A 16,489-nucleotide genomic window follows, 5' to 3' on the forward strand; every position below is an offset into this window, starting at 1 on the left:
TAATAAACCGATGCCTGTCCAGAAGGTGCTCCAACAAGAACCATCACATGCCAGGCAAGGAACGTAGATTGCGTGTGGAGGTGATGTTAGGGCAAGATACTTGCTGAGAATGATCAGAGTATTGGGCAAGAGGTAAAGGATGATTGCGAAAGAGTTGGTTAGATGAACATGAGGAGGTTAAATGATGTGGAAAATCTCTAAAAAAGTGGTAGCCAGTGTGTGTATCCTATGTGCGCTCGCTCTGCCAGCTACGGGTGCTTTTGCTTATACGAATCCTATGACGCTCCCAAGTGAATTCACGAGTAGTGGGATCGGTGACCCATTCGTCATGAAATACAATGGAACATTCTATCTCTATAGCTCCACAGGACAAAGTGATACGGGGTTTAAAGTGTGGAGTTCAACAGATCTTGCCAATTGGACGTACGCGGGAATCTGTTCCACGGAAGCTATCACGAATGATGGTTATGCGCCTGAAGTCGTGTATTGGAATGGCACATTCTACATGTACACCTCTCCAGGCGGACGAGGGCATTATGTGTTAACTAGCACCAGCCCGACAGGCCCATTTACTGTGGCAACTGGCAATTTGGGGCACAGTATTGATGGCGATGTCTTTATTGATGACAATGGCAGCTGGTATTTCTATAGTGCTGCTGGCGACGGCATCCACGCTGCTCCGATGAGCAGCCCAACATCCATTGGAAGCGATGTGGTCCTTGGCGGCACACAAATGAGCGGTCAGTGGACAGAAGGTCCGACCGTTTTCAAAAGAAATGGGATTTATTATATGACGGAGACGGGCAATCATGTTCTCAGCCCAGGCTATCGGGTGAATGCCTCCTCTAATACGACTGGGCCCCTTCAACCTTTTACACCAAGCAATAGTGGCGCTCCGATTCTTCTAAATACAGAAGGCTCGAATGTGGGCTTAGGGCACAATAGTGTCTTTATCGGACCAGATCTAGATACCTATTATACGGTTTATCATAATTTAGCAGGTGTGTCTCCTGAAGGCTGGCCGATACGTCACGTTAATTTTGATGCGATCGGCTGGAATGGCGACAAAATGACAACGTACGGACCGACCAATTGGTCTATGCCGAATCCTGCACCGCCGAACTTCGAAGACCGATTCCAAAGAGCAAGTGTAGGAACGGGGTACGGCAATCTAAACGGCGGAACATGGGGGATTTCGAACAATTTCCTTTATCAGAATGCGAAGGGCAGCAATGCTTTTTATATCAATTATGAAAATACGCTTACAACCGCAAGCGACTATACCGCTGAATATAACGTGAAGGAAGTATCCAAGGGAACCGTGGCACCGAAACTTGGAGGCGTATACGGGTATGTGGATGCTAGCAATTATGGCGTAGCTATATTAAATGGCAGTGCGAATCGACTAGAGACGACCTTGTTAGTCAATGGGGTATGGGACACGCAAGTGAATACGCCTTTACCTGCAGGCTTTGACACAAGTAAACTACATACCATTCGTGTCGAAAAGTCGGGAACAACGTACAAGTATTTTGTTGACAAAATGCTGTTGGAAACGAAGACAACCACCAGACTTGGTGCTGGTAAAGTTGGGTATTTATCATCGGATGATGAAGCCAATTTTGGCTATCTGGCCGTTAGCAACAAAGTAAATGGAAGCGGTATCTTTGATACCTATAAACCGATCCCAGGCACGATTCAAGCCGTTCATTACAATTCAGGCGGTGAAGGCGTCGGGTATCATGATACAACGAGTGGAAACACAGGCGGCAAATATATCCGAAATGACAATGTGGATATACGTGATAATCCTGAGGGCGGCGAAAACATTGGCTGGAACAGCACAGGTGAATGGTATAAGTATAATGTCAGCGTAAAAGCCAATGGCTCGTACAATTTAGGTTTGCGATATGCAACGACCTATACGGGAACGCAAGTGAGGGTATGGGTAGATTCAACCGATGTGACAGGGGTGGTTACGCTTCCGAGTACAGGAGGTTGGGATAACTGGCAAACGTATTCGATCAAAGGACTGAACCTACCCGCAGGCAATCATACGATCAAAGTTGAAACGGTAACAGGTGAATTCGATTTCTACACGATGCAATTCAAAGAAGCGGATAATTCTTCTTTTACGAAAACGGATAATTTTGCTACTACGTTCGGACCTGATTGGAACTGGAGCGGTGGCAACTGGGCAATTGAAAGCGGAGAAGCTAGCATTGATAATGTTGGCAAAAGAACCATGGGCAGCACGGGTTGGTCGGATTACACTGTGGAGTCCGATATTAAAGGGATCGATGCTTTGAACAGCGGCATCATGGTTCGGGTGCAAAATCCTGCGCAAGGCGGTGCTGGTAATGACGCTGGCCTAGGGACGGATTTCTATCAGGGCTATCTGGCCGTCATTGGGGGCAATGCCGTTTCACTTGGCAAACAGAATTACAATTGGACGACCTTGGCATCGACTGCAGGAACGTATAATACGAATACTTGGTATCATATGAAAGTCGTTGTCAGTGGTAATAATATCAAAGTCTATGTTGGCGATATGACCACGCCTAAGATTGATTATACGGATAACAATAATCCGTTTATTACGGGTAAGGTGGGCATGAGAGCACACTATGCACATACTCACTTTGATAATTTCAGTGTGACACATTAGCATACCGCAAATGATTGGCATTCCCTAATCGGGCGATTGACGCCCCGATTAGGGATATTTGCTACTTACATCATTGTTGTATAAAGAATAATGGTATCTATATCTAGGAGGAAACACGAACATGTCGATAATTGCAAAGCGTACACCTTGGAAAGCTAGCTGGATTTGGGGAGGAACGGCCGAAAGTCCGCGCAATGAATGGCGCTGGTTTAGAACCTCGTTCGTCTGTCCGCAGGATTTGGAAACGATGGCGAGGGCTGTATTATGGATTACCGCAGATTCCCGCTATGAAGTGTACATCAATGGAAAAAGAGTCGGAAGGGGGCCGGTTCGTTATTTTCCGACAGATATTTTCTATGACGGCCATGAAGTTGGGCATCTTCTTCGGCGTGGGGAAATCAACACGATTGCTGTGCAAGTGATGCATTTCGGCGTCTCTAATTTTCAATATTTAAGGGAACGAGGCGGGCTGCTCGCGCAATTAGACGCGTTCTACGGTGACGACGAAGTGACGCTTGTCCAGACGGGAGAAGATTGGCGGACATCCGTTCATGCTGGACAAGATCCAGCCATCTCACGCCTGTCCTGCCAGACTGCCTTTGCAGAACGTATTGATGGTAGGAAGCTGGTGAAAGACTGGACGGCTTCTGCGTATTCCGATACTGAATGGGAGCGGGCGGATGTGATTGGGCCAGTAGGGATGGAGCCGTGGGTGAGACTTCATCCGAGGGACATTCCGTATTTGACAGAGGAGCCTGTGCTGCCTACGCGCGTAATTGCTTTGAATAAAGTTGTACCTTATCAGCTGACAGCGTTTATCGACGCATACCATTTGATGAAGACTCCTGGTGAAGAGAATGCCAATCATATCCGATTCTGCGGCGCATTTGCGACGACCCTTCGCTTGCGAGAAGAAGCGGAAGTTAAGGTCACGTTCCATGTTGGCGGCTTGGGTATCGTTAGGTTAGGAGAGAGGGTATACACGGCAGAGGAACTGCAAGTAGAACCGCCTCTTGCCCACATTAGTACCAAGCTGCCGGCAGGAGATCATGTCTTACTCTATACGGTGCACGGCCCCGAACATGGCCATAGTAACCGGGTGGGTGTTGACGCAGATCAAGAGATCACGTGGATCTCTCCTCTGGAGGCGGAACTTGCCGAGGTTGGTGAGCGGATGTCACCGTTCATACAGATCGGGCCTTCTTTTACTTATTCCAGCATCGATTATATCGATCAGGATGAACTGCTAGCGACATGGGAAGCGGAGCAAATCCGCTTCGCAGATCGAATCGCCCCGTTGTCGAGCATTGAAGAGCTGCGGGCTGCGGGTTACCCGGTTGCGCCTGTTCCTCATCGCGTAGCAAATGGGGAAGATGCGTTCATGCCGCAGTTTGCTAAGCGCGCATCGGAGGCTTACGCCGTTCCTGCTAATCTGCAGCGCATCGCAGTCGCTTCCACAGACCCCGGTGTTGTGCCCGTGTTCGAGGGCGGAGACACCGAATTCATGCTCGATTTCGGCAAGGAGTGGAGCGGGTTCCTTGAATTCGAATTGGAAGCTGAAGCGGGGATTACCATCGATTGGTATGGCATCGAATATCGAAAAGATGCGTATGTTCAGCACACATTCGGTGCCGATAATACACTGCGTTATGTGACGCGCGAAGGTATTCAACGCTACGCGTCGCCGATCCGCAGAGGGTTCCGGTACGTGATTGTTACCGTTCGGGGTGCGAGCAAACCAGTGCTGATCCATGACGTATGGGTCATCCAAAGCAACTACCCGGCTCCTGAAATTGGCCGTTTTCAGAGTTCAGACTACAAGCTCAATCGGATATGGGATATTTCCAAGCATACGACAAAGCTATGCATGGAAGACACGTTCGTCGATTGCCCGACTTACGAGCAAGCCTTCTGGGTAGGAGACAGCCGCAACGAAGCGCTCGTCAATTACTACACTTTTGGCGGGACGGAGATTGTGGAGCGGTGCCTTCGACTTGTTCCAGGATCTGCGTTTCAGACACCGTTATATGGCGACCAAGTACCTAGCGCTTGGACGAGTGTCATTCCGAACTGGACGTTCTTCTGGATCGCGGCTTGTCGGGAATATGCGGAGCATACGGGGAATCGTACGTTTGCAGCGGATATGCTACCGAAGATGCTACTGACGTTGAGCGCTTATCTGGAGCGTTTGAACGCTGATGATCTTTTGGACATGAAAGGCTGGAATTTGCTCGATTGGGCACCGATGGATCAACCGAATGATGGTATTGTTACACACCAGAATGTCATGTTGGTGAAAGCGCTGGAAGAAACGGCCGCTATGGCGGATTTTGCAGGAATGCCAGAACGAGGCAAGGAATGTGCAGCGTTTGCGATCCGAATGAAAGCAGCGATCAATCGGCATCTCTGGAGTGAAGAGCGGGGCGCTTATCTGGATTGTATTCATCCTGGAGGTCGACGCTCGAACATCTTCAGCATGCAAACACAAGTCATGGCGCTGCTTGTAGGTGTTGCGGAAAGGGAGCGCCATGCGCGATTAAATGAATACTTGACCGCCACACCGGAAGGATTCGTTCCGATTGGAAGTCCGTTCATGTCCTTCTTCTATTACGAGACATTGATGAAATCCGGCAACGTCCAATGGATGCTGGACGACATGCGTGATAACTTCGGCTTTATGCTCGATAACGATGCCACGACATGCTGGGAAATGTACGGACACACGACGATGAATCGTGCGAACGAGAATGATTTGACGCGGAGCCATTGCCACGCCTGGTCGGCAGCTCCAGGTTATTTCCTTGGTGCTTACGTGCTAGGCGTGCGCCCTGCCGCTCCGGGGTGGGCAAAAGTGACGATCGCACCGCTAACTGGCGATTTAAGCTGGGCCAGCGGAACGGTACCTTTGCCGCAGGGCGGGTGCATCGATGTGGCTTGGAAAGCCGAGAGTGGCGATATTGCCTCGCTCGTCGTGACAGCCCCAGAAGGCGTAGAGCTCGACATCCGTGTTCCTGCGGCGTGCAGTGTAAAAATTAGCCGGGTGCGAGAGCTTCCGACGGTGTAAATTGGAGATATGTGCTTTTCAGAAAAGACGACTTTTAATTCATATATGTGGATTAGAGAGTCGTCTTTTTTTGGATAAGTGTAGGCGGAAGCGGCCTCGGGGGGGCTGTAAGTCGAGGAAATCGACTTGCGGCCAAGGAAATTTGGCTTCGTGGCTGCTGCAGGTCGAAGAAATCGAATTGCGTCAAGGAAACTGGGCCTCGTGGCAGTTGAAATTCGAAGAAATCGACTTGCGCCAAGGAAATTCGGCCTCGTGGCAGCTGCAAGTCGAAGAAATCGACTTACGCCAAGTAAACTGGGCCTCGTGGCAGCTGCAAGTCGAAGAAATCGACTTGCGTCAAGGAACCTCGTCCTCATGGCAGCTGCAAGTCGAAGAAATCAATCTAGGCCAAGGAAACTTGTCCTCGGGGTTGCTGTAAGTCGAAGGAATCGACCTACGCCAAGAAAACTGGGCCTCGTGGCAGCTGCAAGTAGAAGAAATCGACTTACGCCAAGGAACCTGGGCCTCATGGCAGCTGCAAGTCGAAGAAATCGACATGCGCCAAGGAAGCAGGTCCTCGTGGCTGCTGCAAGTCGAAGGAATCGACCTACGCCAAGTAAACTGGGCCTCGTGGCTGCTCTAAGTTGAAGAAATCGACTTGCGCCATGGAACTTCGGAAAAAAGCCTGGGTTTACTCGAAAAAATCACCTAGCCCCGAGAAGTGAATGGCCCGGAGGTGAGATAGTCGGAAACCCCGACTATCTCACAATCAAAAGTAGCTCCAAGGCCAAAGATAATCGGAAACTCCGACTATCTCCCGCTCAAAAGTAGCTCCAAGGCCGAAGTTAATCGGAATATCCGACTATCTCCCGCTCAATAGTAGCTCCAAGGCCAAAGATAGTCGGAACCCCCGACTATCTCCCAATCAAAAGTAACTCCAAGACAGAAGATAGTCGGAATATCCGACTATCTCCCGCTCAAGAGTAGCTCCAAGGCCGAAGAGAGTCGGAACCCCCGACTATCTCCCGCTCAAAAGTAGCTCCAAGGCCAAAGATAGTCGGAACCCCCGACTATCTCCCAATCAAAAGTAGCTCCATGGCCAAAGGTAATCGGAAACCCCGACTATCTCAAAGCAACAGCCTGCCAGCCATCACACGATCTGAAAAAAGAACAAAAACCCAGATGTATCGAGCAAAGACAGGACAATAAGAAAACGTTTACAATTAGCTTGTAAAACAAATTTATGAGCGGGGGTTTTAGAAATGAAAAAGAATTTAGTAGTTAGTATTACGACATTGATGGCTGTTAGCTTAACATTAGCGGCATGCGGAAACAGTACATCCACGTCGGAAAGCACATCTTCTACGGCTCCGACACAGTCCGCTGCCCCATCGCCGGCAAGCAGCACTGCTGCAAAGGATGCGAATAACGATAACTACACGTTGAAGGTATCCAGCTGGTTTTTAGATGATACTTCTCAAAGCACCAATTTTAAACAAGTGGCAGAAAAGAAGTTTAAAGAAAAATACCCGAACGTGAAGATTCAATGGGATACGCTGGTCGGGGAAAAATATATGGATAAATTGAAAGCGGATCTTACGGCAGGAAGTGCGGCCGATGTGATCTGGAGTCAGAACGTCGCACAGTTCGGGAAAGCCGGATATTTGGCTGATTTGTCTAACGAACCATGGGCGGCTAATGTACTGGATGCAACTAGGCCTTTGGAATCCTTCGACGGCAAGCTTTACGGCGCTGCAGCGACGGTTTCGGTGAACGGGGTATTTTATAACAAGAAAATATTTAGCGATGCCGGTGTGCAGCCACCCAAAACGTGGGATGACTTCATTGCCATTAATGAAAAACTGAAGGCCAAAAAAGTGACACCGATCATTGCCGGATTTAAAGACGCGTGGACGATTGGATTGACGCTCGGTGTAATCGCAGATTCTGCGATCGAAGTAGCTAACCCGAATTATTTATTCGATATATATAACGGCAAAGCTAAGCTTACAGGCCCAGAAATGACAGCGACGACAGATGCCTTCCTACAATTGGCCAAGGGCGGTTACTTTAATAAGGACGCGCTAACACTGGATTGGCCAGGAAGCTTGGCAGCTTTTGAACAAGGTAAAGCGGCCATGATTATTCAAGGTAACTGGGTACCAGGGATGATGGACGGCGATGTGAAGGACAAAGGCATGCCGAAGCAGGATGTTGGTTTCTTTGCAGTACCGAATAAAGATGGGAAATCAGCGCTTTCAGCGGGACCTGACCACAGCATTTCGGTCAATGCCAAGACGCCGCATATGCAAGCGGCTAAAGATTTTGTTGCCATGGTGTTGAGCCAAGACGTTCTATCCGTGCACATCAAAGACGTTGCTTTCCCTGGCATTAAAAACATTAAAGGGGATTTCGCGAATCCAGCGATGTCAGACGTTATGAACGCTATGAACACAAGCGCTTCCGTAATCGGCGTGAACAGCAGCAATTTCCTAGCTAGCTCAGCATGGACAGGAATTCAGAACGGCGTGTTGAAAGTCATCGGCGGCGGTGATTTCGGCGATACGCTCACAGTTGCACAACAAAATTATGATAAAGACAAAGGGACAATCGTCATTCCTAAGCAGTGAAAAAATCTCTATCGATGGCGTTCAAAGATGAGCGACCGCGTTTAGAGTAAGAAAAACTCTATGGATAGCCAGTTGCGGCTTCGGCTGTAGCTGGCTGTCTAAACAGGGGAGAACCGTATGAACAATGAAAGCAAGATGTTTCGCTTTGGGCTGTTGTTAACGTTGCCGGCGACCGCTATTTTTTTACTTTTTAATTATTATCCGTTCATTAGTTCCCTTTACTATTCCTTCACGCAATGGGACGGGATTAATAAGCCCATTTTCATAGGTTTGAAAAATTATACCGACTTATTTCACGATCGGGCGATGCTCCACGGTGCGCTTCATACGCTTTACATCGTTGTCTTCGGCGTCATTATCTCAAATCCGCTTTCTTTGTTTCTGGCGCTGCTTCTAGACAAACCGTTTCGGACGAAATCAATCCTGCGAACAGCTTTTTATTTGCCGGTTATTATTAGCTTGGTCGTCGTGTCGATCGTCTGGAATTTCCTATTGAAATACGATGGTGTCATAAATGCGGTACAAACGGGGCTTGGCTTGGGTTCATACACGCAGGATTGGCTGGGAAGCATCCATTATGCGCTGGGTATGATCATTTTAATATCCGTCTGGCAGGGTACTGGATTTGGCGCTGTCATTTACTTGGCGGGGCTGCAGTCCATTCCGAAGGAGATCTTGGAGGCAGCGGAGATCGATGGCGCCAGGGGATGGAGTAAGGTGGTTTATTTGATTATCCCGCTGATCATGCCGGTGGTTACAATTTGTACCTTTTTCGGACTTGTCGGCTCGTTGAAAATGTTCGATTTGCCCTATGTGCTCACCAACGGCGGCCCGGGTGATGCGACGCTGACCATGGCGCAAGCCATCTATAATTTTGCTTTCGTCAATCAGACGTATGGCTATTCGACAGCAGCAGGTATTGTATTTATGATCATTTGCCTGATCGTGACAACCATACAATTAAGAATTACCCGTAAGATGGAGGTGGAAATGTGAGTCAATCATCCGCCCTTACAACCAAGCGCAAACCTGGGTTTATTGTGCTAGAAGTGATTCTTTTAGCCATGGCTCTGCTATATCTGTTCCCGGTTATTTACTTATTCGGAGCCAGTATGAAGAAGAGTGCGGAATTCTATGAGCCGCTGAAACTTCCGCATTGGTATTTCGGCAACTATGCCAAAGTATTCGAGCAGACGCATCTGTTCCAGGCGCTGGGCAACACGCTCTACATTTGTCTGGTGACACTGATCATTAATATCCTTGTTTCCTCTATGGCTGGTTATATTATTGGAAGAAATCAACATCGTTATTTTCAATTGCTATTTTATGTGTTTCTGAGTGGCATGATTATTCCAGTTCAGACGAGCATGGTTCCCCTATTTAAATTAGAGCAATTCCTCCATATGCAGAGCTCACTCACTTACTTATGTCTGCTGTATGTCGCAGGCGGCATCCCATACGGGACGATGGTGTATACCGGATTTATCAAATCAGTTCCTAGGGAACTGGAAGAATCAGCTTCGATAGATGGAGCAGGACGCTTTCGAACATTTTGGTCCATTATTTTCCCACTGTTGCTGCCGGCAACCGGCACGATTCTTGTAACGACCGTATTTTGGTATTGGAACGATTTCGTGAGTCCATTGCTTTACTTGGATATTAACCATACACCAACTTTGATCACACTGATCTTTAAATTTAAAGTCGACCGTGGTGTTGATTGGGGACCTATTTTCTCCATTTGCGTGTTGGCAACCGTTCCCTTAATCATATTGTTTTTATTTACCCAAAAATACTTAATTAAAGGCTTTATTGCAGGTGCCGTAAAAGGATAACCCGACGAAGCTACCTACATTCATATCGGAGAAGGAGAATTTCCATGAAACAAACTGAAGTAGCTGTATATTATTTCCCAAACTATCACCCGGATCCACTCAACGAACAATGGCATGGTCAAGGATGGACGGAGTGGGAATTGGTGAAGGCGGCAAGGCCGCGATTCCAAGGACATGAGCAGCCCAAGATTCCGATTTGGGGTTATGAGGATGAGTCCGATCCAGCCATTATGGCTAAAAAGATTCAGGCCGCTGCCGACCATGGCATCTCTTCGTTCATCTTCGATTGGTATTGGTATGAGAATGGTCCCTTTCTACATGGTGCATTGGAGCGGGGCTTCCTTAAAGCGCTGAATAGCGAACAACTGAAATTTTCACTCATGTGGGCTAACCACGATTGGTATGATATTCAGCCTGCACCGCGCAATTTCCGCAATAATTTAGCAGCGAGCGGGAAGGTAACGGAGGAGCAGTTCATCAAGGCTACGGATTATATGATATCCCATTATTTCCATCTCCCGAATTATTGGCGAGTGGATGGTGGTTTGTATTTTTCCATCTATGAATTGATGAATTTAATCGAAGGATTGGGCGGAAGTTATACGGAGACTAAACGTATTTTACAAGATTTCCGTACGCGTGTACGAAACGCTGGGCTTGGCGAGCTGCATCTGAACGCCATCGTCTGGGGAGTACAGAACCTGCCTGGTGAGAAGGCCATTGAAGATGTGAATGGCGTACTAGAGGATCTCGGATTTGACAGCATCACCTCTTACGTTTGGATTCATCACAACCCCATCCCGCATTTTCCAATGTCGGACTATAGCATGTATCGGGAGCTGTCAGTAAAGGATTTCGAACGATTCACGAATGAATACGATCTTCCGTATTTTCCAAACGTGTCGATGGGGTGGGATTCAAGCCCGCGTACGATTCAGACGGATGTCTATGATTGTGTCGGATATCCCTATACACCGATCTTGGTGGGCAATACACCCGAACAGTTCGAGAAGGCGCTCTCGGAAGCGAAAACCTTTATGGATAAAGGGTTTACCAAGCCGAGCATTGTAACGATTAATTCATGGAACGAATGGACAGAAGGAAGTTATTTGGAGCCAGATACGCGTTATGGTATGAAATATTTGGAAGCGATTAGAAATGTATTTGGAGTCAAAAGCAAACAGCATTCGCAGTCAGAAGTTGTATAATGCATGTACTTATTCTTCACTAGGAGGCGCGTGTATAATGGTGATAAAGCTAGGTTCATCATCCACAAGCCATTTCAAAGGGAGACCCAATGAGTAACATACGCCAAGTCGATTTCCTGAATCTTGCCCCTTATGTCAGGTACGTTCATGAGTTTGAACATAGGGAGCTTACTGCCGTCAAAGTACCTCCCCGAATCATTTATGATTACGAAATTATTTTCATGGTTGGAGGCTCCGGGAACTACCGAATTAACGATCGTTCCTTTGTGTTGAATGCGGGGGATTTATGTATCATCCCCCCATTTGTGCAGAATTCCTTTCTTTTACCACAAGGACAATATTGCCATTATCTCGCCGTGCACTTTGACTTAGTCTACATGGGACACAATTATGACTTCTCTCCCGAGGATGTCTATGTGAATCTGGATTACCAGAATATGGATAGCATTCCGTGGGAAGAAGAGTTAACCCATCGCCCCCATGTGGTGCTGAATGAAATTTCATTCCCTGATCATATGCAGCCTAGCGACCCTATTTTTGTAGCCAATCTATTAAAAGATTTACTCGCTACCTTTGTATCCAAGGAATATGGCTATCATTTAAGACTGCGTATTCTACTGTTGCAATTGCTAGAGGCTCTGCTCAAAGATATTGCGACAGACGATGGAGTCGGCAAACGGCATAAATATCGGGAAACCATTGCCGGGGCTATCCAAATCATGAAAAATCATTACAAGGATCCGCCGGATTATCGGAAAATGGCCAGTGATTTCGGGTTATCGCTCAATTATTTCCGCACGCTTTTTAAAGAAGCGACAGGTAAAGCCCCATTGGAATATTTGATTCAAATACGCATGGATAAAGCGAAGGAACTGTTAACCAATTCGAACTATTCAGTCGGAGAAATCAGCGAAATGGTGGGCTATGATAACATTCATCATTTTAGCAAACTGTTCAAAAAAATTGAGGGCATTTCGCCCAAACATTACTTAGAGTCTTTGACGGGCAGAAGGAAGAGTTGGTAAATAGGAGGAGGGAAATGATTCACGATCCCTAGTCGGACGCCTGGCGTTTCGATTAGGGATTTTTGTATACCCGAATGATCCAGAACAATAAACGTAACCATGTCCAAAAAATCCACCTCCAGCGTCGATTTTGTTCTCCCTATTCGTGCCCCTTTTCTCCTAAGATAGAGGTAAGAACGCAGGGATTATTAAGGAGGAAAAAGTATGAATCAAGCTTGGCACCTAACGAATCTAAGAACGAATGCCATGGTAAATCCATTGGGGGTGGAAACAGCCGCTCCCTTATTAAGTTATATTATCGAAGCTTCTGCTCGGAATCAGCGCCAACACTTTTATCAAATTCTAGCAGCGTCTTCTATATCCAGCTTAAAGAATCATATCGGTGATATGTGGGATTCAGGCAAAGTCGCGGGAAGAGCAACTAGCAACATACTGTATCAGGGTCAAGTGTTAACCTCGAGGCAGCGTGTCTATTGGAAGGTTCGTGCATGGAACGAGCTAGACCAGGTTTCAGATTGGAGTGAACCTTGCTATTGGGAAGCTGGACTTCTGCATAAAACAGACTGGACTGGCGCTTGGATTGGACAGGGGGAGTCGTGGGAAGGCAACCGTTCTGTGGTTCCTATGTTTGCTAAAGAGTTCGTGACCGCGGATGATAAAAAAATTACGGAAGCCAGACTCTACATAAGCGGTCTGGGGCTATTCGAAGCTCACTTGAACGGTAGGAAAGTGAGTGAGAATTATTATGAACCCGGTGAAAGTGACTGTAGAGATACCGTTTACTATGTGACTTATGATGTGACGGAGCAGCTGCAACGGGGGCATAATGCGATTGGCATTCTCCTTGGTAACGGCATGTACGGCAATTATGAGGAAGTGAGCACGCTAACTGGAGATCGTCTGCGTTATTCGAAGACAGATGGACTTGCAAAGAGCACCTCGTGGCAGGGCCTGTATGGAAGATTGAAGACAATCGCGCAAGTCGAAGTCACGTATGAAGACGGTACGGTGGATACGATTGTGACAGATGAGAGCTGGGTATTCACGGAAAGTCCGACGACATTCTCAGGCTGGTTCGGCGGTGAAGATTATGATGCGACGAAGGAAGTAACTGGCTGGCATTGTGCGGGGACCTCCCGGGACAATTGGGATCAGGCGCAAATCATGGAGCCTCCAATGGGTAAGCTGACAGCGAGAGAGTGTCCACCCATCACGATCGTTGAGAGCTTCCAAGCTGCATCGGTTACGAAGCTAGCGAGCGGCAATTATCTCGTCGATATGGGCAGGAATGGCGCCGGGATACCTGAAATCATTTTGACCCATACCACGCCGGAGATGGCAGGTGGCAAGATGACCTTATACCCAGCGGAAGTACTAACGAGCGAGGGCGGAGCAGACCCACATAGTGGTATTCAATATATTGAGTGGGGAATTGTTTACAACAGCTATATCGTAGGTGGAAAAGGGGAAGAGCGGTGGAAACCAACCTTTGCCTATCAAGGATATCGCTATATTGAAGTTGAACTTAGCCCGGAGTTAGCAGACTGGGTTCCGGATGTGACTCAGTTTATCAGTCATCTCCTAAGAACGGATAATGACATTGTTGGTACATTTCGGACATCAAGTGAGGAAATCAATACCATAGATACGATTATTACACGCGCGATTGAAAGTAACATGTACAGTGTTCTAACGGATTGTCCGCATATGGAGAAATTAGGCTGGGCAGAAGTGAGCCAGTTCATGTTTAATTCCATCGCATCGACATTTGATATCCAAGCCTGGATGAAGAAATTCACGAAGGATATGATGGATTCCCAAGAGGAAAGCGGTGAATCCGTCGCGATTGCCCCTGAATACCAGCGGATTACATTCCTGTACAAAGATCCGAACTGGGGCGGCGCGCTTGTCCTTACACCATGGCAGATCTATCAGGTTTATGGGGATTCGACCATTCTGAAGAACGCTTATCCGAATATGAAGGCTTATATTGCTTATCTCAAAAGCCAGACAACCGACAATCTGCTCATCGGCTATGCCCAAATTGGCGAATGGGGAGCCTATGATACCTCTACGCCTACCGACTTCGTGGCGACGTGTGCGTATTACCGAATTGTGCATACAGTAGCTCAGATAGCAGATGTTCTAGGGCATGCTGACGAGGCAACTTCTTATCTGGATCTTGCCGCAGCCATTAAAGCTGCGTTTAATCTCGCCTATTATGATGCCGCTACAGGCATCTATGGCTCAGGCAGTCAAGCGAGCTACGCTTGCGCGCTGTTTAGTGAATTGGTCGAAGAGACCCATATTCCGGGGACGTTAGAGCTGCTGGTTAAAGCGATCGAAGTGACGGACTATCATTTGAGCACAGGTGAGGTTGCCCTCAAGCAAATGTTATCGGTCTTAGCGAACTATGGCCGCAACGATGTCGTGTATCGCATGGTCACGAATAAAACGCAGCCAAGCTACTTGTACTTTGTGAGCCAAGGGGCAACAACGCTGCCCGAGTATTGGGATATGGCTCGATCGCAAAATCATTGCATGATGGGACACGCCAAGGAATGGCTTACGCGTTCACTGGCAGGGATTTCCCCAACATCGCCCGGCTATGACTCTTTTGAGATCAAGCCGTATCTGCCAGATGATTTGGCTGAAACAGAAGCAACGATGAAGTGCAATTATGGGATGATTGCTGCTCATTGGATTCGAGACATTACGAATAAGCAGCTTACTTTGAAAGTAACCATTCCGGTAGGTCCCGAGGCTAAAGTGTATGTCCCAAGATGCGGTGGAGCTAATCTTCGCATGGATGGGCAAGAGATCGCAGCTGCCCAAGATGACAGTGGCTCGTATTATGTGGTGGATCACGTAGGATCAGGAACGTATGTATTCTCTACAGATATTGTGGCTTAACATAGACGACCACAGAAGAAAGAAAATGCTTCAGCTGGTGCCCAGAAATGATAACATGGAAGTACCAACTATCATCTGGCCCTGTGGCCGTGGGAGACCACTTATGCTGCCTTTCATGCAAATGCTCCAGAAACAACCCATACGGCCCTACGTTCGATTTGCGCATCATATGCTTCAAGCCCTGGATATCGTGCCGCGTATCATATTCGATCATGAATTTGTTTGGATTGAAAAAGGGAAAGGCATTCTGACTGTGGGCGAGTCATTTCTCCCGTATCAGAAAGGGGATTTGCTGCTGATCCCCCCAGGAACGGTGCATGCGTTGTCGGGGCCCTTTGAAGCGCATAAAGCGATTCACTTTGATTGGGAGCACCGACCTGAGGCGCAAGAGTCACTCGATCAGCAGATCGATGACGGGCAGGCAGGGCGATTCCGCCTTCATGGGGGATCCCTTTGGCTGCCCCATGCCATTGTATTTCAAAAGGTTGGCGATGAAATCATCGCGGCCATTGATGAGATTGTAGACGTATACCAATCGAAGGCCACGTTTAGATCGCTGCAGCTTCAAGCTGCTTTCAGCAGGCTGCTCCTTCATCTCGTGATGGATGTAGATGAGGGGCGCACCGCATATGTTCAGCTTGTTTCCAAGGATTCACCTCACATGGCAGCCACGTTGGAGGAGAAGGCTGAGATTACGGGGCTAGCCGACCAGTTGATGACAAGGGTCGAAAAAGCGGACGTGGATCCGGGCATCTTGCAGGAATTGATGCAGCCCATTCCGCTTGGCGAAGCACAGATCAGGCGTCTATTCAAAAGACAATTTGGCTATACACCCCATATGTATGTAACCCTGCTATGTATGAATAAGGCTCGGAAGCTGCTGCAAGAAGGCTCGAAGTCGGTACAGGAAATTTCCTTTTCTTGCGGCTATGAAGACGCCAAATATTTCAGCAGACTGTTCCGTAAGCTAGAAGGTGTTGCGCCTGCGGAGTTTCGCGAGCTGCACAGGCTATACCGCGCGGAGCAGAGTAGTAAGAAAAGTATAGTGAAAAAGGTAGAATAATTGGATGTTTGTTCCACCCAATCGGTTATATAATTAGTGTACGTACACCAATAAATACGGTAACTTTTCGATGAGCCAGAGTATCGTTAAGCTGCCGTATTTGT

The 16,489-nt window shown here is 47.7% G+C and carries 11 protein-coding genes; all 11 read left to right on the top strand.

Annotated features, from left to right (window positions below):
* Nucleotides 1–184: 184 nt before the first annotated feature.
* Nucleotides 185–2,668 carry a family 43 glycosylhydrolase gene (locus tag A8709_RS21060; protein WP_065854816.1) on the top strand — a complete coding sequence of 828 codons (2,484 nt, stop codon included), beginning with the start codon at nt 185–187 and terminating at the stop codon, nt 2,666–2,668.
* A gap of 121 nt (nt 2,669–2,789) precedes the next feature.
* A complete protein-coding gene (locus A8709_RS21065; RefSeq protein WP_065854818.1) occupies nt 2,790–5,732 on the top strand; it encodes a family 78 glycoside hydrolase catalytic domain in 2,943 nt (980 codons plus the stop codon).
* A gap of 142 nt (nt 5,733–5,874) precedes the next feature.
* Nucleotides 5,875–6,150, top strand: coding sequence for a hypothetical protein (locus A8709_RS21070; RefSeq protein WP_065854820.1), 276 nt, complete (start codon nt 5,875–5,877; stop codon nt 6,148–6,150).
* 38 nt (nt 6,151–6,188) lie between these two features.
* Nucleotides 6,189–6,359, top strand: a complete 171-nt coding sequence (locus A8709_RS34700; RefSeq protein WP_167357143.1) for a hypothetical protein — start codon at nt 6,189–6,191, stop codon at nt 6,357–6,359.
* A 614-nt stretch (nt 6,360–6,973) separates the two neighbouring features.
* The gene (locus A8709_RS21075; protein ID WP_065854822.1) at nt 6,974–8,341 is read left to right on the top strand and encodes an ABC transporter substrate-binding protein; all 1,368 of its coding nucleotides are present in this window, start codon (nt 6,974–6,976) and stop codon (nt 8,339–8,341) included.
* A 117-nt stretch (nt 8,342–8,458) separates the two neighbouring features.
* Nucleotides 8,459–9,337 carry a carbohydrate ABC transporter permease gene (locus tag A8709_RS21080; RefSeq protein ID WP_065854824.1) on the top strand — a complete coding sequence of 293 codons (879 nt, stop codon included), beginning with the start codon at nt 8,459–8,461 and terminating at the stop codon, nt 9,335–9,337.
* Complete coding sequence (locus tag A8709_RS21085) at nt 9,334–10,176, top strand: carbohydrate ABC transporter permease (RefSeq protein ID WP_065854826.1); 843 nt, start codon at nt 9,334–9,336, stop codon at nt 10,174–10,176. The genes A8709_RS21080 and A8709_RS21085 overlap by 4 nt, the downstream gene beginning before the upstream one ends.
* Nucleotides 10,177–10,220: 44 nt before the next feature.
* A complete protein-coding gene (locus A8709_RS21090; RefSeq protein ID WP_065854828.1) occupies nt 10,221–11,384 on the top strand; it encodes a glycosyltransferase WbsX family protein in 1,164 nt (387 codons plus the stop codon).
* Nucleotides 11,385–11,473: 89 nt separating this feature from the next.
* Nucleotides 11,474–12,409 (top strand): AraC family transcriptional regulator, encoded by a 936-nt coding sequence (locus A8709_RS21095; RefSeq protein ID WP_065854830.1) that lies wholly within the window; start codon nt 11,474–11,476, stop codon nt 12,407–12,409.
* Between the two features lie 204 nt (nt 12,410–12,613).
* Nucleotides 12,614–15,322: a family 78 glycoside hydrolase catalytic domain gene (locus A8709_RS21100; RefSeq protein WP_065854832.1), complete on the top strand. Its 2,709-nt coding sequence runs from the start codon at nt 12,614–12,616 to the stop codon at nt 15,320–15,322.
* Between the two features lie 103 nt (nt 15,323–15,425).
* Nucleotides 15,426–16,385 carry an AraC family transcriptional regulator gene (locus tag A8709_RS21105; protein ID WP_065854834.1) on the top strand — a complete coding sequence of 320 codons (960 nt, stop codon included), beginning with the start codon at nt 15,426–15,428 and terminating at the stop codon, nt 16,383–16,385.
* The last annotated feature ends 104 nt before the right edge of the window (nt 16,386–16,489 follow it).

This window comes from Paenibacillus pectinilyticus, assembly GCF_001700435.1.
GTDB classification, from domain to species: Bacteria; Bacillota; Bacilli; order Paenibacillales; family NBRC-103111; genus Paenibacillus_E; species Paenibacillus_E pectinilyticus.